This window comes from Anabaena sp. CCY 9910, from assembly GCF_963920875.1.
GTDB lineage: Bacteria > Cyanobacteriota > Cyanobacteriia > Cyanobacteriales > Nostocaceae > Trichormus > Trichormus variabilis.
Window position 1 is genome coordinate 37,124 of sequence record NZ_CAWUDJ010000030.1, and the last position, 21,193, is coordinate 58,316.

Genomic DNA, 21,193 nt, shown 5'->3' on the forward strand with positions numbered 1-21,193 from the left:
TACTACTTAAGATTTATTGTTTTATAATGATTGATTTAACTTCTTGCTCTATTTGTCCACTAATAATTTCTTGACCTATGCTAGGTTGGGCAATATTAACCTTTACAAAATTTATCTGATCTCCTATAGAGAATTTATTATCTTTATTAGAATCTTTGATAATTTTGATAAAGATTTCTTTCTGTCCTGGCACGACCACCCAATTAATAATTTTAGAATTATTAGGTGTTACTTGTTGGAGATTTTTTCCCGATAAATCCGACATATAACCAATTACAGCATCTTCTTGATTAAACTTTTTATCTTTATTAGTGTCTTGATCAATAATTTGATAAAGCCAAACTCTTGTAGATGGCTGACCAGTAGTTTTTATTTCTACTAAATCAAAAGCCTGGATAATTGCTTTCTTATTTAATAAAAGGTGACTTGCACCATCTTGTTTACGATAAAATATGAAGTTATGGAGTAACACATTATATCCTTTAGAAGAACGAGAATAATCGAAACTAGCTTCTTTTCCCACCTCCCTATCTGTGGAATTAACTGGAATCATTAAATAATCTGTCGGCTCTTTAATAACTAAGTCGCCATAGTTAATTTGAGGTTGTGTTTGCTGCTGTCCAACAGCCTGTGCGGATTCTGTTTTTTGGGAAATATTGGTGTTACAAGATAAAGAAAGACTTGCTGCGAATATTATGACTACAACATTCTTGACGAAATAATTCTTTTTCATTATCTGTTCCTATAAGAAAATATTCTGTCTTATTATATTGGCTGCTAAAAGATTAACCATATTTATCAGTCGTACTCTGTCGAGTTAGTTCTTATAGTCTTTCGAGAGGTAACACCGAAAAATAAATTATCCCAAATTGACCGTTAGTAGGGTGCGTCAGTATGAATAATTTCTTGCTACCGCTAGGTTCTCTCGCACTGACGCACTCTACATTTTGGATATTTTTCATCTGGAAGTCCCTAAGCACTAGTATCAAAAATTAGACTTTCCCAAGTGAATAAAAAAAATAGCCCACAAATGTGGGCTTGTCTGTACTATTTAAAGTGCATAAAATACCCCAAATAAAGTATTTCGGTTGCTTGAGTACCTGTCTGAAACTGGTAGTCTTACCCTAGTCTTTTTACTAGGTTTTCAAGCGTAAATTATGACACTCCTTGCATTATGTATAATACCTTATCATCTCTTTATGTTGAAAAGCATTAAAATATTGAAAAACCTGGTGCAGGTTGACCAGGTTTTTCAAAATTCACAGGTTTCAAAATTGTTAAATTTAATAAGAAAACAGTTGAGAAAGTTTACAACTAGGGTGGACATAACAACTAGCAAATTCAGCATTCTTTGTTTTTCCGCTTTGGGATTTGGTTTTGCCTGCTTCGGGCTTGTTACCACATCACATAAAATATGCTGGGATTTGCTTGGGCTGATGACGGGAGACACCGAGTCATTACCCATTAAGTTTGGTTTTTGGTGTCTTGATATTTAAGTTAGCACCTAGTTCATGATGATCAATTGTTAGTTTACTAAAGTTGATATTTTGTAGATTTTTGCAATAAATACTTAAAGCTTTGATCCCCAACTATCTTTTGTGAATAATTGGGGTGATATTCAAGAAATCTTTTACCAGTTCCACATCACAGCACTATCATCATGATGCTCGGTAACAATACGACCGATCGCATCAATTTCGCTAATTTCCTCAGGAGAGAGTTGAATATTGGCAGCTTGGGCATTATCTTTTGCTTGTTCAGGATAACGCGCACCAGCGATCGCATTCGTTTGGGGTTGAGCAATTAACCAAGCTAGTGCTAACTGCGCCAAAGTAGCGTTATGGCGTTCGGCGATGGGGCGCAGTTTATCTAAAGCTTGTTGGGCGCGTTCAAAGTTTTCGCCTTGAAACAGTTTATTTTTAGCTCGGTTATCGGCTGGATCAAATTGCTGTCCGCGAGTAAATTTCCCTGTCAGCAATCCCTGAGCTAAGGGCGAATAAGCCAAGATAGAAATATGATTTTCCACACAGTAAGGTGCTGCATCTTTTTCTACTTGTCGCCAGAACAAAGAATAGGGAGGCTGTAAGCTGTCAATTCTGCCATATTGTGAGGCCTCTGCCAATTGGGCGCGGGAAAAATTAGAAACACCGATGGCGCGGATTTTACCCTGTTCTTTCAGATGGTTCAGGGCGTTCATAGTTTCCTCAATTGGTACTATCTCACTATTGAAAGCACCAGCAGGCCAATGAATTTGGTATAAGTCTATGTAATCAGTCTGGAGATTTTTCAGGGAGCGATCGCAAGCTTGAATTACTTGATCATACTTGAGATGGTTGGCGAAAACTTTTGTTGCATACTCAACTTGGTTACGCACATCAGACAAAGCTTGAGCCACAATCTGTTCGGAATGTCCTTCGCCATAAACTTCGGCTGTATCAATGGTGGTAATTCCTGCCTCAAACGCTGCACGAATGGTTTTAATCGAGTCAGCATCTTCAATTCCCACCCACATTTTCTTCCCGGCTTGCCAAGTCCCCATCAGAATGGGTGAAATTTTGACATCTGATGTGCCTAGTGTGCGCTTTTCCATAAATGTTCCCTAATTCACTTCCCTGGATAGTTTTATACTCTAACGGTCTTCGCTGTAAATTAAATCAGAGTTACAGTAGATGGCGATGCTAACGGAATTGATTACAACGGTGCATACCCTCAAAGAATGGGCAGTAGCGATAAATGCCTTGGAAGCTGGCAAAACAATTATGTTGTTGCGGAAAGGCGGTATTCATGAAAACAAAGGACGCTTCCAAGTAGCTTATGAACAAGTTCTGCTCTATCCTACCTATGAACATCAACAGCCTTCCTTACTCAAGACTGAATATGCAGGTCTTGTTCGCCCAGTAACATCTGGTTGGCATCCAGAAACAGTGAGAATAAGAAGTTGGGCGCAGATCACCGATATTCTGCCAATCAGTGATGAGGCCACTGTCAACGCCTTATTACCTTTCCACATTTGGAACGAGAATTTTATTAGCGATCGCCTAAAATGGAAGCCGCAACAGCCAATATTTATTCTCCTCCTGCGGACTTACAAACTACCCCAAGAGCAGGAAATTTCTTATCGTGCAGAATATGGCGGCTGCAAGTCATGGATTGATATTACCTCACCCATACAACTACAAGATTCTCAGCCAGTTTTATCCGATTGTGATTATGGGCAGATTGCACAAGCAATTCGGGCGATCGTTCAGTAATTGGTAATTGCTCATGCCGTCAAAACTCTTTTTTTGAAATAAAACTTTAAATATTTTCTAAAAAAGTAACTGTTGATACATACGATTATGAAAGCCGCGTATACTATTGAAAAAATCTTAATCCTAGATTAAAGGCAGGTATGAAGCTTATTCGGCTTATTTCTCTAATTAGCTGATGATAAGCAATCTAAATATCTCATATTTATTTACGTGATTGTACGATTTTAGATTGTACATAAGTTGACATACCCTAAGAACACTCAAATTATCCCACAAGGGTGATGTGACCGTTGACAAAATTCTGTCAATATGCAACATATGCTTAATGCAAAGGAGTCTGCCATGTCTCGACAAATGTGCTGGATATCTAAGACTAGCGGAGATGGTGACAAAATTTTATATCTGCAAACTGCGCCCAGCCAACCCTGGCGACCATACACAGCTTTTCCCCAATATTCAGTACCAGATTATCAGATACCAGGTGGCTCCAAAGGTTGGGCAACTTATCAGAAGTTACTAAAAGCAGGCTGGACATTAGTTCCCAGCGCCCGTGCCAACGAATTCGGTAGCAGTGTTCATGCAGAGTCTATTGTTAATGGACAGTAGTCATTAGTCATTCATCATTCGTCATTAGTTTCATATCTCCTCTGGGAGAACCTTCGCCGCGTGGGTCGGCTGCGCCTTCTAAGTCGCCTTCTTTGGTGACAACGATCGCATTAATATTGCCCCAAGGATTAGTTTCTTTGATGTTATGTCCGCGTCGGCGTAAGTCTTGTAGGGTAAGCGCATCTAATCCCCAAGTTTCTACTCGTAACTCATCGGGTAGCCACTGGTGATGTATGCGTGGGACAGATACGGCTGCACCAACATCCATATCGTATTCTAAAACATTGAGAATAATTTGCAAAACTTGAGTGATGATGGTGCTACCACCAGGCGCACCTACTACCATGCGGAGGCGTTCGTTCTCGGTGATGATAGTTGGTGTCATACTCGATAAGGGAGTTTTGCGGGGTGCGATCGCATTGGCTTCGCTTCCTACTAACCCGAATACATTCGGAACTCCTGGCGCAGCAGCAAAATCGTCCATTTCATCGTTGAGCAAAATACCAGTCCCCGATGCCACCACTCCAGAACCAAAACCATAATTAACGGTAAAAGTGAGGCTGACTGCATTACGTTCTTTATCGATGACATTTATATGGCTGGTTTCGGGAGATTCATAGCGATTTGCATATATTCTTTGGGGAATCTCAGCTTTTCCGAACCTTTGTAAAATTTGTGGGGCGATGGGTTTGACTTGGGTTGAGGGTGTGGCTCTGTGTAAATCAATTTCTGCACGGCGCTTTTTGCCGTAGGCTGGACTAATCAGCGCTTGTAGAGGGATGTTGACAAAATCGGGGTCGCCTAAATATTGTGAGCGATCGCTGTAGGCAATTTTCATTGCTTCTGTGAATAAATGCAAAGCGTTGGGATGATGCCAACCCCAAGATTTTAAATCTGTGTCACCAATAATATTTAACATCTGCAATAGCAACACACCGCCCGATGAAGGTGGTGGCATTGAGCAGATTTTAGCTTGACGGAAATTGCCACAGACAGGATTACGCCAGATCGGTCTGTAGGCTTTCAGGTCTGCTAAGGTAATTAAACCGCCATTTTTCGCCATATCAGCCGCGATCGCACGGGCAATATCACCAGTGTAAAAGCTTTGAGGATTTTGGGCGATATCTGCTAAAGTGCGTGCCAAATCGCGCTGTACCAACTTTTCTCCAGGCTGATAAAATTCGCCGTTGCGAGTAAAAATTTCCCGTGCTGCTTGGTTGCTGAGAATTGCTTGTTTGCGGGTTTCATAAACTTGGATTGATCGCCAAGTTGGTTTTTGAGCAAGAACGAAACCATCCTTAGCTAGAGCGATCGCAGGTTTTACCACCTCATACCAGGGTAATTTACCATAACGACGATGCACTTCATACATCCCGGCGATCGTTCCTGGTGTAGCTACCGCCAAATAACCGTTGATACTTGCATTTGGGCGTACCTTCCCTGCATCATCCAAATACATCTTTCTCGTAGCTTTGAGGGGTGCGCGTTCCCGAAAATCTAACGCTTTGATTTCTCCCGTTTTCTGGGAACGCATCAGCAAAAATCCCCCGCCACCAATTCCGGCAGAAAATGGCTCAACTACGGAAATGGCAAAGGTTGTGGCTACTGCTGCATCGACTGCATTACCACCTTTGCGTAACATTGCTACCCCCGCCGCACTTGCCAAAGGATGGGCGGATACTACCATTCCCTTTTTACTACGCAGAGGTAAAGTAATAGTAGCCGAGACTATCTGAGTGTAACAGAGAACCCCCAGAGAAAAGACACTAAATACAACCAGCTTGGATTTCGCAAGGATAGGCATTTTGATACTTTGGCGTGCGATATATTTAGCCTACACCTAATGGAGATGATACCAATTCACAATTTATTGTTTGATGACTAAATTTATCTCTTGCAACAATTTTGAATCAGGCTTGATTTCTATACTGCTAGGTTGAGCAGCCTTGCCATCTACAAATAAATTATAAGTTCCTAACTGCAATTCTTCTAAAAAGAAAATCCCCGCACTATTAGTAATAGAAACAGTAGCATTTTTCACTGGAATTGAGGCAGATAAGATTGCCTCAACCTTGACACCATTTAATGGATTTCCTGCATTATCAGTGACTTTGCCAGCGACCGTATAAGCCTGAGCCATCGGCACACGAATATAATTAAAACTGCCAGCAATTACTTCTACTGCATAGGCAGATTCTAAAGGTTTTCTGTTAACATGATAACCTGCCGGGTCTAAATCTAAGCGATAAGTACCAGCAGGAAGTTTGATAAAAATACCATGAGGATGGGACTCTGTTTGGTAGGATTTTAAATTCTGATTATTTATAACTACTAATAAATCTATATCTTGCAAATACACTTTCTCATTATTATCAAGCCTGCCATTACCGTTATTATCTAAGAAAGGCTGGATAAAAATCCCTCCTTCATTACGCAAATTTTCAAACCGAGTATTTCCTAAACTCAACTGGGGCTGTAAATTAAGAATCGGTGATAATTCAATTCTAAAACTGCTTTCATCTTTGGTAGCAGAAATTGCTTCATAATTCAATTTTAGACTTAAACCAGGAATAATTGATGTAGATGCGGAAGCAATAATTCCCTGACCTTGAGAACCAAGACCATAACCTATATCAAATTCCCATAGGGGTAGATATCCATTAGATACACTTTCGGAACGATATCGCCATTTAAAAGATGTTAAATAGTCAGAATTGAGAGAATTTAAAGTTTCATGACTGATACTCAAGGAATTACCAAGGACACCAGAATGAGAAAGATAATAATTCATCTCTGTCACTGTACCAATTTCATTTCCTCGATGGTTAAACTGTAACTTACCCAAACTTGAACTCAGAGACCACCGCAGATGATTTTTAGTATCAATATCTAAATTGGTAGATAAGGAAAAATCCCCCATCACTCTGGCAAAATTAACTCCAGCAGACCATGTATTTTCTTGACTATTACTATTAAGCCTGAAATTTAAACCAGTCCCGGTTTGCCAATTTAAATCAAAGCGTCGAGCAATGGTGTCACTAAAAAAATTCATATTCAATCGTGGTGATGGATTAAAACTAATATTGGCGTTATAATCCACACCATTCTTTTTTGTTCCCATTAACAAATTAGCATTAACTGTTATAGGAAACCCACGAGGCTGATAGAAAATTTCACCTAATCCTAAAAGAGATTGATCATAAATTATTCCTGCACCTAGCGTTAATTCTTCAGACATTCCCCGACGATAAACTACACCCCCACGCGCAGCAGAAAAACTACCTAAAATATGATTTTTTAATGGTTTTTGGCTGAAGCCGCCAGAAATAATTAAAGCGGAATCTCCTGAAGAAAGTTGTCCGGCTAAAATTGTGGACTTAGCTTCCTGAATTTCTGGCTTGGCTGTTAGTTGTCCCTGGGGATAAAGAAAAACTCGATAGCTGGAAACACCAAATGTCGTAAATGGAATATCGTCAAATCTATATACTCCAGAACTATCAACTAAAGTTTCTCTGATGACTAAATTACCAATTAACGGTTTTAATTGTACTAAAGTTCCTGGTTTTGCTTTACCGACAATAGTGCGATTAAACTCTTGAGTTTGTAATCTTTGACTGGGACTGAATTCACCACCCAAGCTACTTTTATTGGTGAAGCCAAAACGCTGAACAGTGGTAAAGCCCCAATATGAACCACTACCTTGATTTTGCCAGAAAGTTGGTTGAGAACCAATTACATAGTCAGCAGTAGGTGTTTGTCTCAAATATTGTAATTCTGCTAGTCTCCAAGTGCTACTATTAGATAAATCTAATTGATCAATTCCTAAAATCCAACTCCCACCTAATAAGCTACCAACTGCTTGCAAATTACCTTGAGAATTAATAGTGGAATAATTAGAATTTCCGCTAATATTGATTTTTTGACCAATAGCACTAAATCTAAATTTATCGGGATAAATTTTTGGTAACCCGTCGGTAATTACTGGTAATTGTGGTGGTGGGGATTCAGAGTCAGTTAAACCCAACCAAGGAGGATAAAAAACCAGGGCGTAATCAACAATATTAAATTCACATTTAACACCTAATTTAGATTGAATGTTTGCAACAGATAAAACTAACCCTAATTCAGGGTCTATTTTTAATTCTTTCGGGTTAATTCGCACTATTAAGCCTGGAGAACGTAATTCTAACTGACCATCTTCTAAGGTTTTAACAGTCAGTTGTAAAGCTTGGGTAACATCTTTAAAAGCAATAAGCCAATTTTCTAAATCAATAGCTTGCTTACCATCTTCTGCACCACGTATAAAAGTTGAAGCGATCGCATTATTTTTGCCAACATTTATCCCCACCGGCAAACGAGTTAATTTTGACGATTCCACCACCATATTTGCTACTGTTGATGTTGGATAATCTGGATTTGTTTGTAATATTTGTGTATGCCTTTGAGAACAAATTTCACATAATTGAGGCGGTGATGCTATACTAATACTAGCTAAAAACATAAACTATGTTGCTGATTTAGCTGATAATAAAAATACTCTGTAAAACTAAAAAAAATATAGAGATACTATTATAGATATCTCTACATTTAGAGCTAAAAATAATATTTCAGAACAAGAGATTTCTATGGTGTCTTAGCGTTAGCTGTATTTGCCGCTTCAGGAGAAATCTTGATACGGAAATTAAAGGGTAACTTTTGCGGTTTTTCTCTGTCTCCCCAAACTAAATTCCCAGTTAATTCGTATTCACCTGCAACAACTTTTTTACCATTTTCTGCAAAGTCAAGAGCAACATCCCGTTCTCCACCAGCAATTACTGTATAATCCTTAGATTCCCCAGTAGCAACTGTATTTGTCCCTTGCTTTAAAGTCCAGATGGTGTTAGGAAATATAGATGCAGTCCCTTTATTATTTAACAATAAAGTAATTTTTTTAGTTTGAGGATTAAAACTGGCACTTTGAATAGTTAAATTTGGGCTGACATTACCTTGACGCACATACATAGTAATCCCAAAACGGGGTTTAATTCCTACTGTATATTGTCCTTGAGTTTGTACTTCTTCCAAACCTTCAGTGAAAATTACAGCGCGATATTCTCCTGTTGGTGTGCTAGGAAGAAATTGAGAAACTAGACGAATACGCCGAGTTTGTCCAGGCTCAATTACTAATTCACGGGGCGAAAAGGTGAGAAAAGGCGTTAAATCTTGGGGATTTGATTTTTCAGGTACAAAACCATTCCGATTGTAGGTAAAGGCTTCAGCGTAGATACGACCACGAAATGGTTGCTTTCCACCGTTGGTAACTTCAATAATTCCCCTGGCTTGACCTTGTTGAGCGTTGGCTTCGATAATTAAAGGAGAATAGCGAATTTGTGCTTGGGCTATTTCTGGTAAAAAAGGAATACTAGATAAGGCGAGAGTGGTCAATAAAGGTAATAGTTTTTGGACAGTTTTCTGCATAGAATATTGAAGAGATAAGCAAATATTAGTGATAATTTCCATAGACAAACTAATCTTGTCTATGGTTGAATAAACTTAGTGATTTATTGATTCTGTCCCATCTCAGTTAAGGTATTGAAGAGGAATCAATAAACAACTATATCGGTGAAAAAGCAGTTAGAAATGCAAGTATTATTATGCTTGTGGTGGGCAATGCCCACCAACATTTTTGGAAAAAACAGTTAGTTGGGGGTAGCTGTTAAGGTAAAGCTATAGTTATATGTACCATTGCCCAAGCCAGGCCCAGTTGTACCAGGGTTAGTCACTAGGGCGAGGCTATAAGGTATGTTAGCACTGGGTGCTAGGGTAACTGAGGAATTGGCAGTAAAACTACCATTTTTCCAAATGTTAGTACCGTTAACACTTAAGTATTCACCAGTATAGGTAGCAAGATTCCTTGCTGTTAAAGCTGCGCCGGCTGCACCATTAGTAAAACCACCAGTACTAGCGGGAGTAGTAGAAATCTGGACGTTACCGCTATGGTTACAAGTTACTCCGACCGTTCCTGTCCAAGTTATACTTTGAGCGATCGCACCAGTCGAGTTATATCCTACTGCACCAGAAGTGTTAGTGTATGTGGAGTTGTTGAAAAGACAGTCAATATTGATAGTCTGACTTGTTTGTAAAGTAGCTGTTCCAGCATAGGATGCTCTAGCACAAGAACCTATTCCTAATGCGGCTAAACCAGAAACTACTAAGGCTTGACGAAGTAATTTTTGCATGGGTTTATTCTTTGCTAAATTTAAAAGAATCAAAGTGTGATTAGTTTGGTGTTGCAGTTAGGGTAAAGGTATAGGCATAATCACCATTTGCCAGACCTGGACCACTTGCACCAGGAGTAGTGCTTAATACCGCTACGTAGGGTATGGTGAGACTTGGGGCGAGAGTAACGGAAGCATCAGCCGTATAGTTACCATTTTTCCAAATATTAGTACCACCAATATTTAAGTATTCTCCGTTGTAGGTGGGAAGGGAACGAGCGCTAGTTACTGCGGGACTGACGCTGGGTGAAGAGGAAGTGACTTGAACAGAACCACCATGATTACAGCTAATACCTACCACACCTTCCCAGGTGATGCTTTCTGCAAAAGCACCAGCTACATCAACTATACCTGAGCTATTAGAGTAGTTTGGACTGGTGAAAGTGCAGTCAGCAGCAATAGTTCTAGTCAAGTTCAAATTGGCTGTTCCAGCATAGGATACTCCAGCACAAGCAGCCATTCCTAATGCAGCTAAACCAGAAATAACTAAACCCTGACGAAGTAATTTTTGCATTGGTTTATTCTTGTTTTTGATAGAGTTATCAGAGATACCGCCATAAAGTACACTGGATGGCATTACGTAACAATTCATTATAAAATAATACGGTTTGTTGCTAATCTTCATTAGTAATTACACTGAATGTATTTTAGACCAAAAAATAAGTATTTATAACTAAAATAGTACTTACGCATGAAAACGAAAAATCAAGGGTTTTCGCAATGCTATAGGGGTATAGGGGGATGAATTAATTCAAAATACCCTACGGGTACTCTGCGAGAACGCCTTTGGCAAACACGGTAGCGTTCTCGTACCACTGTTAGCGTCTTTGAAGGAAAAGAGTACGCTACACCAACAAAATTCAAAATAAATGTTTTACACCCCTGCACCCCATCTCAATAGATAACTTTGGTGTGTAAGTTCTGGGCGTGTTAGGCACATCCTTAGCTGATAAACGTAGACACAAAAAGACTTTTCACCCAATCCCCAGTCCCCAGCTATATGAAAAAATGTTTTTGATATAGCCTCTTCTAACATCTATTTCTTACTTTTTTTAGCTTACAGTAGCCAAATACACTAGGATTAGCTATATTCCCCTAAGTATTACTTCAAAGAATACATACTTATATGGGAATCAGTTGGAAAAGTATCAAAGTTTCTATAGGTTTTTTCTGTACGCTCACCCTCACACAGTTTTTGGCTACAAATACTCCTGTACAAGCAGCTGAAACAGTCGTAGTGCGATTTGGGTTATTTGCCGAATCTATACCTGTGGCTGACTTACAAAAAGCGGCGGAGACTGGCGAATTTCCCAGCAGTTTAAATTTATTCACAAGACGATTATCAGAACAACAACGGCGCACCCTCATCGGAGCGCTGAGGATGAGAGTACCGTTGAATGTTGTTACTATCAGCAGATTACTAAATACTCAAATTGGGACAACTATTCTCAATGACTTATCCAGGGCTGTGGTTCGCAAAGATCAATCTGGTGCAAAAGCCTTAAGAGCTAGTTTGGTATTGGGTTCTACAGCACCACAGGGGCTTTCAATTCTCAGTTTTATTACTGCTTACCCCAGTCGCAGCCTAGAAATTAACCTACCCCAAGCCTTCCAAGTGGCGGGGAGTTTAAACAATGCTTTCTGGCGTACACAACAATTTATGCTGGCGATTAGTCCTCAACTTGATCCCGCCAAACCTCAGATTTCCATACCTTTTGACCCCAGCCAACCAGGAAACGCTCAAGTGCAAGTACTGAAATTGAACTTGAATGATCAAAAACGCAACCGCCAAATTCCGGCGGATATATACTGGTCAACTTCTGCAACTCAGGAAAAACCCGTAATTATCTACTCCCACGGGATGGGATCAGTCCGCACAGATTTACACTATCTAGCCGAACATCTAGCCTCCCACGGTTATATATTTGTCGCTTTAGAACATCCGGGAAGTAATCAGGCCAATACAGATTTAGCAACCAAAGGTAAAGTGCGACTTTTAGAACCCCAAGAGTTTTTAAATCGTCCTCAAGATGTCAGTTTTGTTTTGGATGTATTAGAAAAACTCAACCAAACAACAGGTAATCCCTTACAAGGGAAATTGGCAACTAATAACACGATGGTGATTGGCTATTCTTTTGGCGGTGGTACAGCTTTATCCTTGGCTGGAGCCGAGTTACAAATAGCAGGAATTAGAGAACGCTGTCAGAATAAATTAACTATTTTAAGCCTGGGAGAAACTATCCAATGTGTTGCTCAAGAATTGCCAGAAAAAACTTATCAACTGCGGGATAACAGAATTAAACAAGCAATAGCTTTAACTCCCACAACTTCATTAATGTTTGGCGAAACTGGTTTAACAAAGGTGCAAATCCCGACTTTAATTGTCGCGGCTTCCGCAGATAAAACCACCCCTGCTTTAACCGAACAAATTTTGGGATTTAGCAAAATTCCATCGCCGAAATGGTTGGTGGGTATCATTGGCGGTACACATTTGAGTGTGAAAGACCCCAGCACCACATTAGATCAGGTGGACAAACCCAACACACCCCTGACTGGTGGTGAAATAGTCGGAGAGCAAGCTGCCGATGTTCGCCAATTTGTCAAGGCGATCGCTCTAGCAATGGCGGCACAACTCACGCCAGAAGCCGAAAAATATGCGGTCTTCCTCACCCCAGATTACGCTCAGTTAGCTTCAACCGAGTCATTTCCTTTTCGCATAGTTACAGAAATCCCTCCACAAGCTATTCCCGTAGGTAAACAATAGCAGTACAGACGTGATTAATCGCATCTCTAACAACTGTACAGACGCGATTAATCACGTCTCTGACTAATGACTATTCGTCCCATTTTCTAATACGGAACTCCCTATGAGCTTGAGAATTTCTGCTACGAGAATATTAGGGTCTAAAGGTTTATTAACATAGCCTTGGAATCCAGACATGAAAGCCATGTTCAAAGCGTCTTCTGAGCCTAAAGCCGTGAGAGCGATCGCCGGAATATTCCTGTTCTCTAATAGGGCATTGTTTCTAATTTCTTGTACTAATGTATATCCATCCATATTGGGCATGGCGATGTCAAAAATTAAAATATCAAACTTTAATTGTTTGATTGTTTCTAGTGCTTCCAATGCTGATGTAGCTGTTGTTACTTGAACACCATAGCTTTCTAAAACGCAGGTAGTTAAAAACAGACTGTCAGCATTATCATCTACTGCTAAAATTTGCAACCCATCTAAAGACTGAAAGTAATTTGTAACGTTTTGTGGATGCAGTTCTTCCGAGTTATTTGCCATGCTAATATAGCCTCCCTAGTTGCCCAAACCAATTACGGAGGAAGTTATACCAAAGAGCTAGTGGTGACTAGCTCTTTGGTATACATCTGTAAATCAAACTACCACAACCTGAGGTTTGTTGATTTAGTTATGAGTAATGCAGGGAGATGGAAACACTCCGCCTTTTATGGGTGGTCTTTCAACTCAGTACCGGAACTTTAGCTCACAGTTTACCGGTGAATACCCTATCAGCTGGGCCGGTCATATAAATTCTTTGGTCTACTTCTGACCATTCAATTTCCAAAGGGCCACCAGGCAATTCTACAGTAGCGAGGCGATCGCTTCTGCCTGTCAATACCGCCGCTACCAAGGAAGCACAAGCACCTGTACCGCAAGCTAAAGTAATTCCTGCACCGCGTTCCCAGACACGCATCTTCAAATAGTCCCGACTGACAACTTGAATAAATTCGGTGTTTGTCCGTTGAGGAAATGCTGGGTGATGTTCAAATTTAGGGCCGATAATTTCTAAAGGAATCGCTGCCACGTCTTCCACGAAAGTAATACAGTGGGGATTCCCCATGCTGACACAAGTAACTTCCCAAGTTTGCCCTTCTACTTCTAGGGGTTGGTTAATTACTTTCTGATCAGCAGCAGCAATATTTGTCGGAATTTCCCCAGCTAGTAACCGAGGTAAACCCATATCCACCTTGATTTGTCCATCAGGGGTGAGTTGGGGGGTGATCACACCAGCTAAAGTATGAATACGATAGGTATCTTTATTACGAGAAAGCCCTTCCAAATCAGCCAGAAATGCGGCGAGACAGCGAATACCATTACCACACATTTCCGGTTCTGAACCATCGGAATTATAAATCCGCATGGTGTAATCAGTACCGTTTTCTCCAGGTAAGGCAAAAATTACACCATCAGCACCGATGCCAAAGTGGCGATCGCACATCTCCACCGCTTTCTCTGGAGTGATTGCCGGCGTTTTAGAAGCGCGATTATCGATGAGAATAAAATCGTTGCCTAGACCGTGATACTTAGTAAATTCGATTGCCATTTTTCCCATGATGAATTATCAATGATTAGGTATTGAGGATTGGTAATTACCCATTACTCATTACCTATTACCTAATCCCTCAATTATTCCATCATTATCAAAAATGGCTATAACTGAATTTGACACTTCACTACCTAGTATTCGTCAACTACAAAACCTGATTAAACAAGCAGCACCAGTAGAAATCAAACTGGTGACAGGAGACGCAATTATAGGTAGAGTTTTATGGCAAGATCCTACCTGTGTGTGTATCGCCGACGAAAACAGCCGCCAAACGACGATTTGGAAACAAGCGATCGCTTATTTACAACCCAAAGGCTAGGGATTGGGGATTGGGGACTGGGGACTGGGGATTGGGGATTAGGAAACAAAAGAAATCTTTCTCTAAGTTTTTCCTCGTACCTCTTCATCCCCGCATTTCTTTCACTACTTCTGTTTCCTTGGCTTTTACTAGGGGAATCGCTAGAGGTATTTCGCTAACTACGGCAAATAGAGGCTGTATTTGATTCAGACTTGAGAGGCTACCGCATAGTAGAACTTGGTCGCCAGTCCGTAGGTCAATGTTGTCATGGGGAGAGCGAATAAATTTACCGTCTCGTCGCATCGCTTGTACTTTGATACCGCTTTGTAAATCCAGTGGCAAATCCTTGAGGGTTTTACCCAAAACGGCGGAGTTAGCATCGACGGCGACCCACTGACAAGCGCTGTTTTGTCCGGGAACAGCTACTTTACCTTGGGCAAATTCCTCTAATGCTGCTAGTTCTTCATTAGCGCCGACAATCAATAAGCGATCGCCTGCTGCTAATTTGGTTTGATTGTTGGGATAATCGATTTCTTCACCGTTGGCGCGGCGGATTGCCATTAAGCTTACCCCCGTTAAGTAGCGCATATCCGCTTCTTCTAAATTCATCCCAATTAGGGGAGAATCGACTGGTAGGTCATACCAACGGCGATTTAAATCTTGAGTAGCTTGCTGTAAGTGGCGGGAAACTTCATCAGCGTTCCGTTCTGGGCGAAAATCTAAGTAATGATCGCTGCGGATTTGCTGCATTTCTTGTTGTAATAAACCTGATGTCCAGCCTACATCGGTTAATAAGTGAGTCGCCATTTCGATACTGGCTTCAAACTCTGGTTGCACTACTTCCCGCGCCCCCAATTGATACAGCAACTCAATGTTTTTGTCCTGGGTAGCGCGAACCACCAAATCTAATTCAGGACAGAGTTCCAGGGCGCGTTTCACACACAAACGGGTACTCATGGGGTCAGGTAGAGCGATCGCCATACCTTTGGCATGACTAACTCCTGCTGTTTCTAGAACATGGAGGCTGACGCAATTACCGTATACATAAGGTATTTCCCCATCTCGTAGCTGTTGAATCCGGCTTTCTGATTGGTCGATAACGACTACAGGCACATTGTGTTGCTGCAACAACTTCACCAAATTCTTACCTACTCGCCCATAACCGCACACCACTATATGATCTTGAAATGGTAGGTCTTCTGAAATATCTAATGCTTGACCTTCTCCAGTTATGTAGGGTTTGAGCCAGGGTATAGATTCGGCAAAGTTAAATAAAGATGGTAGTAAACGTAACACAAATGGGGTGAGCATAAGTGTAACGGCTGTAGTTCCCAGAATCAGTAAATATATACGTCGGGACACCAAACCCAGCGCCTGTCCTTCACTGGCTAACACAAAGGAGAACTCCCCAATCTGCGCCAATCCCAAGCCAGCAATTAAGGCTGTTTTTAATGGGTAGCGGAATAGTTTGACTAAGGGAGTGATAATCAAGAACTTGCCGAGGAAAACTAAAGCTACCAACCCCAGAATTAGTTCTATATTTTGCAACAAAAACACTGGGTCAATGAGCATCCCAATCGCTGCAAAGAATAAACTAGCAAATATATCTCGTAGAGGTTCTACATAGGTCAGGGTTTGGTCGGCGTACTCCACCTCAGATATCATTAACCCAGCGACGAAAGCCCCCATTTCAATTGACAGGCCTAAAGATTCTGTCAGTAGGGCAATACCCAAACACAGCGCCACCACACCTAATAAAAATAGTTCTCGGCTTTCTGTGCGGGCTAACAGTCGCAATAAAGGCGGTATGACCCAAATTCCAGCCGCCACCGCCCCAGCCGCAAATAAACCAATCCTGACCAAAGCTGTGAGGACGGCCATACCAATGACTTCCCCTGGTTCATGCAAAGCAGGTAACACCGCCAGCATTAATCCCAACGCCAAGTCCTGAACAACTAAAATCCCCAGCATCACTTGACCGTGGGGCGTTTCCGTTTCGTTACGCTCCATCAAGCATTTGAGGACAACGGCTGTAGATGATAGGGAGAGAATCGACCCTAGAAACACGCCCTTAGCAGGTAAGGCTCCCCAGGCTCCCGTTAACCCACAAACCAGCACTGTAGTTAAGATTGTCAGGGCAATTTGCAGCCCACCACCACCAAGGGCGATCGCCTTTACTTTTTTCAATTCAGCAAAGGAAAATTCCACACCCAAGGCAAACAACAAGAAAGCAACGCCAAACTGTGCCAGAGTCTCTACTTGAATAACTTCTTTAATCAGCCCCAGCCCAGCCGGCCCCACCACCATCCCGCCGATGAGATAGCCCAGCAGCACAGGTTGTTTGAGCAGCGCCGCAAACAATCCACCACAGGCAGCAACGGCGAGAACTGACACTAAATCAACAATTAATCTAAAATCTTCTTGCACCAGTTTTTCTAAGAACCATTAAGACCTATTAACTTTAGAATACAAATTTTTAACTATCTGGGGGAAGGGAACTGTACCAAAACAACAAAATTTATGTATTTTTCTTAAGTTATACCCATTCTCTATGAAGTTGCACCCATCCCCCGCGAATTGATTCTGATTCCTGAATTCTGACTTCTGGATTCTTCTTCAACAATCATTTTGACCAAACGATTTTTCATTTTCTTTTTAGATTTAGTGACTAACTGCAACTCTCGTTGATATAACTCCTCAAATAGTTTTTGTTAGTTTCGGCATTTTTTTGTCACCCCTTCAGCCCTTCTCAATTAATCGTAGTGATGTCTCCGCCACTGTGTGCGATCGCCGTCAGGTGTGCCGCAGGTCTCGCTGCCATGAATGCCACTTGAGAAAATTCTTACACAGCAAGCTTTTTGCCCCTTCCTATCCGTCTAACTCACGTTAATTTATTCCAAATTGACGGTTAGTAGGGTGCGTCAGTATGAATAATTATTGAGTATATAGGAATCCGATTTGATTTCTGTTCGCGTAGCCTGCACTTGTGCATAAAATTCTCAGTATCTGTAGGGTGGGCATTGCCCATCAAAACCATAAGCCGGTGGGCAATGCCCAACGCCACTTGCTCCAAGTCGGGAAACCCTTTCGGCACTTCCTTCTGGGGGTTTCCCCAAAATAGGACTGCCTCACCAACGCAGTGGATCCCCTACGTATATTTCAAAAATCAAGTATGAGTCCTATAGTTAGGTTCTATCGCAAGTAGCGCACTCTACATTTTGAATATTTTCCTACTTGGAAGTCCCTTGTGTATGTATTTCCCAGCAGAAATAACTGAGTTTGTTGTATGAAATAAACATTATACAGAGAATATTTTTCATTGAATAAATAAAAATACTTATAACAGAGATAACTTATAAATCATGCGTACAAACACTGAACGGCAGAGTCAGCGCCCCAGTAAGTTCAGTGAAACGACGATGGTTTATTCAGGCTCTACTAAGGAAAATAATGACAGCTTTGAAGAACATATTACGCAACTCCAATTTGGTGAAAAAAGGAGTTACCACAAGGGAATTTTTATATGGCAGCAAGTGAGTCCTCTATGCAAACTGACGGTATGGAGTTATTGCGCTCATACCACCATAATCCTTCTATTAAACTTCGTAACAAACTGGTTCAATTACACACTGGCTTAGTAAGAAAAATGGCGCATAAATTTAGCCATCAATGTAATGAACCTTACGAAGATTTGGAACAAATTGGTTATTTTGGTTTAATTAGAGCTATAGAACGCTTTGATCCTAGCCAAGGATATGCTTTTAGTTCCTTTGCTGTGCCATATATCAGAGGTGAAATGCTGCATTTTCTCCGCGATCGCAGTACGCTATTAAAAATTCCTCGTCGTTGGCAAGAATTATATAACGAAGGACAAAAAATCCGTAAAGAATTATCAATATCTCTAGGTCGTCCACCAAAGGATGCGGAAATTGCCAAGCACCTCAAGGTATCTGTGCAAGAATGGCAAGAAACTAAGTTGGCTGCCCAAAATCGGATGCCTTTAAGTTTAGATGCTACGGCAGTACACTATGTAGATTGCCAAATCACTTTAGGTGAAGCCCTACCCTGTCCCCGAACAATTGCCCAACAACAACAAGATGAAGAACGGCAACAACTCCAAGGGGCAATTAGTATGCTAGAAGAAAAGCCCCGCCAAGCAGTGGAAATGGTCTTCTTGAAAGAACTTTCTCGCAAAGATGCTGCTAAAAACATCGGTACTAGTCCCATGACAGTAACGCGATATTTGCAAAAAGGTATTCAAGATTTAATTTGTTATTTACAACCACAAGTAATGCCTACTGGTTCGTAGTCAATAGTCAAAAGTCCATAGTCCATAGTGTATTTACCAATGACTAATGACCACCATTGACCAGTGACTATCTACCGAGATTTTAAATCAGCGATCGCTCCTTTAGTCATAGCAGCAATGGCTTTATCGGTGGCTTTAGGTAAATGATAATATTTACCTCCTGAAGTTTTCGCTAATTCCTTAGCAAAGCCGGTAGAGACAAATTTACTTTCGGTATCGATAACCAGTAACTGCATCCCCAAAGCCCGAATTCTCGCGGCGATGTCTAATAGTTCAGCCTTGATATCTGGTTTTTCTGCTGATTCTTGTGGTTCACCCAAAGAACGTGATAGGGGAATATTACCCCGGCCATCGGTGATAGCTACAATGACAACTTGCCCAACATCTCCACCCATTTGGGCATTAACACCGACGCGTACAGCTTGGGTTAAACCATGAGCTAGGGGCGAACCACCACCACAGGGTAATCTTTCCAGTCGGTTCCGTGCTAGGGCAATAGAACGAGTTGGTGGTAGTAATACCTCTGCTTGTTCTCCCCGGAAGGGAATCAAAGCTACTTGGTCACGGTTTTGATAAGCTTCGGTGAGTAGTTGCATCACCGCACCTTTAGCTGACTGCATCCGATTTAAGGCCATTGAGCCAGAAGCATCTACCACAAAAACAACCAACGCCCCAGCTTTGCGTACCAAGCGTTTTGAGCGAATGTCACCTTGCTCAACAATAACTTTTTTATCAGGCTGTCTTTCTCGTCGTGCTTTTTGATAGGGTGCAGCTGCCCTAAGGGTGGCATCTACCGCAATGCGTCGCACTTTCCCCTTAGGCAACATAGGCTTAATGTAGCGCCCCCGGTCGTCGGAAAAGATGATACTCCGACTACCGGATTTACCTTGGCGTTGTGCCATCTGAGCAAAATACAGGACACTGTTATCTAAAATTACCCCTTCTGGGTCAAAGATAAATTCTTCGGGAATATCAGGAGGTTCTGGCTGTTCTTGTTCTTCGGGTTTATCTTCGTTGTTTTCCTGTTCTTGGTCTTGTTCTTCCTCTGACTCGTCCTGGCTTTGTGGTGGTGGTGGGGGTGGTGGCGGTGGCTGGTCTGGTGGTGGTGTCTGGATTACCGTTGCCCGTGGTACAATTACCAGCTCCACAGCTCGCCGCAAATCTTCAGCATTGACGGTTGTCCGCCCATCTAAAGCCGCCGCCGCTTTGGCAACTCGCACAGCAAATAACTCAGCGCGATGACCTTGGACAGCACCGCGAATGGCTTCGTCTACTAAGTAGGTTATTTGTTCTTGAGTGATGGTGACTTCCTTCAACCATTCCCGCGCCAAGATAATTTGGGTTTTGAGTGAGTCTAAATCTTCGTTGTATTGCTGGAGAAAATCTTGGGGGGATTTGGAATAGGCGATCGCCTGCTCTACGGCTGTTACTCTTTGATCTAGACCGAGAACACCGTCAGCCGAAAGAGCGATCGCAATTCTATCTAATAAATGTTCTCGTAATGCGCCTTCTTCGGGGTTGTAGGTGGCGATAAACAGAGATTTGCAAGGATGCTGAAAGCTAATCCCCTCGCGCTCGATTTGGTTGCGGCCTTCCGAGAGGACTGTTAATAGCTGATTTGATATTTGGTCATCTAATAAATTGATTTCATCCACATACAACACACCCCGGTTAGCTGTGGCCAGTAACCCTGGCTGAAATATGGTGTCTCCCTGCTTAACCGACTGTTCGACATCCACAGAACCCAGGAGTCGGTCTTCTGTCACACCAAGGGGAATCTGCACAAAAGGCGAGGGAATAATTTCCGTAGGGACATCTTGAAGATTTTGGTCAGCGTACTCCGCCAATAGATAATCGTCCCATTCTTCAGGGTGGTTGGGGTCGCAATTGCTCAATGAGCCTTTAACAACTTCAATGGGTGGGAGTAGGGCGTGGATAGCACGAGCCATGACAGATTTTGCCGTACCACGACGACCTGCGATCGCTACTCCCCCCAAACCAGGATCGACTGCTGCTAACAGCAACGCTAGTTTGATGGCTTCTTGACCGACTACGGCTGTCAAGGGAAAAGCAGTAATTGTGGGATTAATAGTAGGCGCAGGCATTGGTTTGCAAAATAGCTAGTCTCGGCTTTT

16 protein-coding genes are annotated in these 21,193 nt (G+C 41.7%); 5 read left to right on the forward strand and 11 right to left on the reverse strand.

The features are described from left to right. Window positions 1–13 precede the first annotated feature (13 nt). Window positions 14–733, reverse strand: a complete 720-nt coding sequence (locus tag ACM5QX_RS20175) for a hypothetical protein (RefSeq protein ID WP_414755136.1) — start codon at window positions 731–733, stop codon at window positions 14–16. 897 nt (window positions 734–1,630) lie between these two features. After that, complete coding sequence (locus ACM5QX_RS20180; RefSeq protein ID WP_414755137.1) at window positions 1,631–2,590, reverse strand: aldo/keto reductase; 960 nt, start codon at window positions 2,588–2,590, stop codon at window positions 1,631–1,633. A gap of 85 nt (window positions 2,591–2,675) precedes the next feature. Between ACM5QX_RS20180 and ACM5QX_RS20185 the strand changes: the two genes are divergently transcribed. After that, the gene (locus tag ACM5QX_RS20185; RefSeq protein WP_414755178.1) at window positions 2,676–3,251 is read left to right on the forward strand and encodes a DUF1802 family protein; all 576 of its coding nucleotides are present in this window, start codon (window positions 2,676–2,678) and stop codon (window positions 3,249–3,251) included. A gap of 342 nt (window positions 3,252–3,593) precedes the next feature. Continuing rightward, window positions 3,594–3,857 (forward strand): hypothetical protein, encoded by a 264-nt coding sequence (locus ACM5QX_RS20190; protein WP_011319837.1) that lies wholly within the window; start codon window positions 3,594–3,596, stop codon window positions 3,855–3,857. 7 nt (window positions 3,858–3,864) lie between these two features. Here the strand turns inward: ACM5QX_RS20190 and ggt are convergent, their stop codons facing one another. From ggt to ACM5QX_RS20215, 5 genes are all read right to left on the reverse strand, one after another. Beyond that, window positions 3,865–5,661 carry a gamma-glutamyltransferase gene (gene ggt / locus ACM5QX_RS20195; protein ID WP_414755139.1) on the reverse strand — a complete coding sequence of 599 codons (1,797 nt, stop codon included), beginning with the start codon at window positions 5,659–5,661 and terminating at the stop codon, window positions 3,865–3,867. A gap of 63 nt (window positions 5,662–5,724) precedes the next feature. Beyond that, window positions 5,725–8,358, reverse strand: a complete 2,634-nt coding sequence (locus ACM5QX_RS20200; protein WP_414755141.1) for an MSCRAMM family protein — start codon at window positions 8,356–8,358, stop codon at window positions 5,725–5,727. Window positions 8,359–8,480: 122 nt separating this feature from the next. Next, window positions 8,481–9,356: a P pilus assembly protein, chaperone PapD gene (locus tag ACM5QX_RS20205; RefSeq protein WP_414755142.1), complete on the reverse strand. Its 876-nt coding sequence runs from the start codon at window positions 9,354–9,356 to the stop codon at window positions 8,481–8,483. Window positions 9,357–9,535: 179 nt separating this feature from the next. Further along, entirely contained in the window at window positions 9,536–10,075 is a 540-nt protein-coding gene (locus ACM5QX_RS20210; protein WP_414755143.1) for a hypothetical protein, read from the reverse strand. A 40-nt stretch (window positions 10,076–10,115) separates the two neighbouring features. Then, window positions 10,116–10,628 (reverse strand): hypothetical protein, encoded by a 513-nt coding sequence (locus tag ACM5QX_RS20215; RefSeq protein ID WP_414755144.1) that lies wholly within the window; start codon window positions 10,626–10,628, stop codon window positions 10,116–10,118. Window positions 10,629–11,240: 612 nt separating this feature from the next. Here ACM5QX_RS20215 and ACM5QX_RS20220 point away from each other — a divergent pair. Next, on the forward strand, window positions 11,241–12,878 hold the full coding sequence (locus ACM5QX_RS20220) for an alpha/beta hydrolase (RefSeq protein WP_414755145.1): 1,638 nt from the start codon (window positions 11,241–11,243) through the stop codon (window positions 12,876–12,878). A gap of 63 nt (window positions 12,879–12,941) precedes the next feature. Here ACM5QX_RS20220 and ACM5QX_RS20225 read toward each other — a convergent pair whose 3' ends face one another. Together ACM5QX_RS20225 and dapF are read right to left on the reverse strand one after the other, a co-directional pair. Beyond that, a complete protein-coding gene (locus tag ACM5QX_RS20225) occupies window positions 12,942–13,406 on the reverse strand; it encodes a response regulator (protein ID WP_414755146.1) in 465 nt (154 codons plus the stop codon). A 202-nt stretch (window positions 13,407–13,608) separates the two neighbouring features. Then, window positions 13,609–14,448, reverse strand: a complete 840-nt coding sequence (gene dapF / locus ACM5QX_RS20230; RefSeq protein WP_414755147.1) for a diaminopimelate epimerase — start codon at window positions 14,446–14,448, stop codon at window positions 13,609–13,611. 103 nt (window positions 14,449–14,551) lie between these two features. Here dapF and ACM5QX_RS20235 point away from each other — a divergent pair, with 103 nt between their 5' ends. Continuing rightward, a complete protein-coding gene (locus ACM5QX_RS20235) occupies window positions 14,552–14,770 on the forward strand; it encodes an Hfq-related RNA-binding protein (protein ID WP_414755148.1) in 219 nt (72 codons plus the stop codon). A gap of 84 nt (window positions 14,771–14,854) precedes the next feature. Here the strand turns inward: ACM5QX_RS20235 and ACM5QX_RS20240 are convergent, their stop codons facing one another. Next, the gene (locus tag ACM5QX_RS20240; RefSeq protein WP_414755149.1) at window positions 14,855–17,176 is read right to left on the reverse strand and encodes a cation:proton antiporter; all 2,322 of its coding nucleotides are present in this window, start codon (window positions 17,174–17,176) and stop codon (window positions 14,855–14,857) included. A gap of 1,096 nt (window positions 17,177–18,272) precedes the next feature. On the opposite strand from ACM5QX_RS20240, the gene ACM5QX_RS20245 reads away from it, so the two are divergent. Beyond that, a complete protein-coding gene (locus ACM5QX_RS20245) occupies window positions 18,273–19,058 on the forward strand; it encodes an RNA polymerase sigma factor SigF (protein WP_011319824.1) in 786 nt (261 codons plus the stop codon). 71 nt (window positions 19,059–19,129) lie between these two features. On the opposite strand, the gene bchD is transcribed toward ACM5QX_RS20245, so the two are convergent. Beyond that, on the reverse strand, window positions 19,130–21,163 hold the full coding sequence (bchD, locus tag ACM5QX_RS20250; RefSeq protein ID WP_414755150.1) for a magnesium chelatase ATPase subunit D: 2,034 nt from the start codon (window positions 21,161–21,163) through the stop codon (window positions 19,130–19,132). Between the last annotated feature and the right edge of the window lie 30 nt (window positions 21,164–21,193).

Coding starts and splice junctions, on each gene's coding strand:
- ACM5QX_RS20175 (WP_414755136.1), bottom strand. CDS start 733: ATGAAAAAGAATTATTTCGTCAAGAATGTTGTAGTCATAATATTCGCA.
- ACM5QX_RS20180 (WP_414755137.1), bottom strand. CDS start 2,590: ATGGAAAAGCGCACACTAGGCACATCAGATGTCAAAATTTCACCCATT.
- ACM5QX_RS20185 (WP_414755178.1), top strand. CDS start 2,676: ATGCTAACGGAATTGATTACAACGGTGCATACCCTCAAAGAATGGGCA.
- ACM5QX_RS20190 (WP_011319837.1), top strand. CDS start 3,594: ATGTCTCGACAAATGTGCTGGATATCTAAGACTAGCGGAGATGGTGAC.
- ggt (WP_414755139.1), bottom strand. CDS start 5,661: ATGCCTATCCTTGCGAAATCCAAGCTGGTTGTATTTAGTGTCTTTTCT.
- ACM5QX_RS20200 (WP_414755141.1), bottom strand. CDS start 8,358: ATGTTTTTAGCTAGTATTAGTATAGCATCACCGCCTCAATTATGTGAA.
- ACM5QX_RS20205 (WP_414755142.1), bottom strand. CDS start 9,356: ATGGAAATTATCACTAATATTTGCTTATCTCTTCAATATTCTATGCAG.
- ACM5QX_RS20210 (WP_414755143.1), bottom strand. CDS start 10,075: ATGCAAAAATTACTTCGTCAAGCCTTAGTAGTTTCTGGTTTAGCCGCA.
- ACM5QX_RS20215 (WP_414755144.1), bottom strand. CDS start 10,628: ATGCAAAAATTACTTCGTCAGGGTTTAGTTATTTCTGGTTTAGCTGCA.
- ACM5QX_RS20220 (WP_414755145.1), top strand. CDS start 11,241: ATGGGAATCAGTTGGAAAAGTATCAAAGTTTCTATAGGTTTTTTCTGT.
- ACM5QX_RS20225 (WP_414755146.1), bottom strand. CDS start 13,406: ATGGCAAATAACTCGGAAGAACTGCATCCACAAAACGTTACAAATTAC.
- dapF (WP_414755147.1), bottom strand. CDS start 14,448: ATGGCAATCGAATTTACTAAGTATCACGGTCTAGGCAACGATTTTATT.
- ACM5QX_RS20235 (WP_414755148.1), top strand. CDS start 14,552: ATGGCTATAACTGAATTTGACACTTCACTACCTAGTATTCGTCAACTA.
- ACM5QX_RS20245 (WP_011319824.1), top strand. CDS start 18,273: ATGGCAGCAAGTGAGTCCTCTATGCAAACTGACGGTATGGAGTTATTG.
- bchD (WP_414755150.1), bottom strand. CDS start 21,163: ATGCCTGCGCCTACTATTAATCCCACAATTACTGCTTTTCCCTTGACA.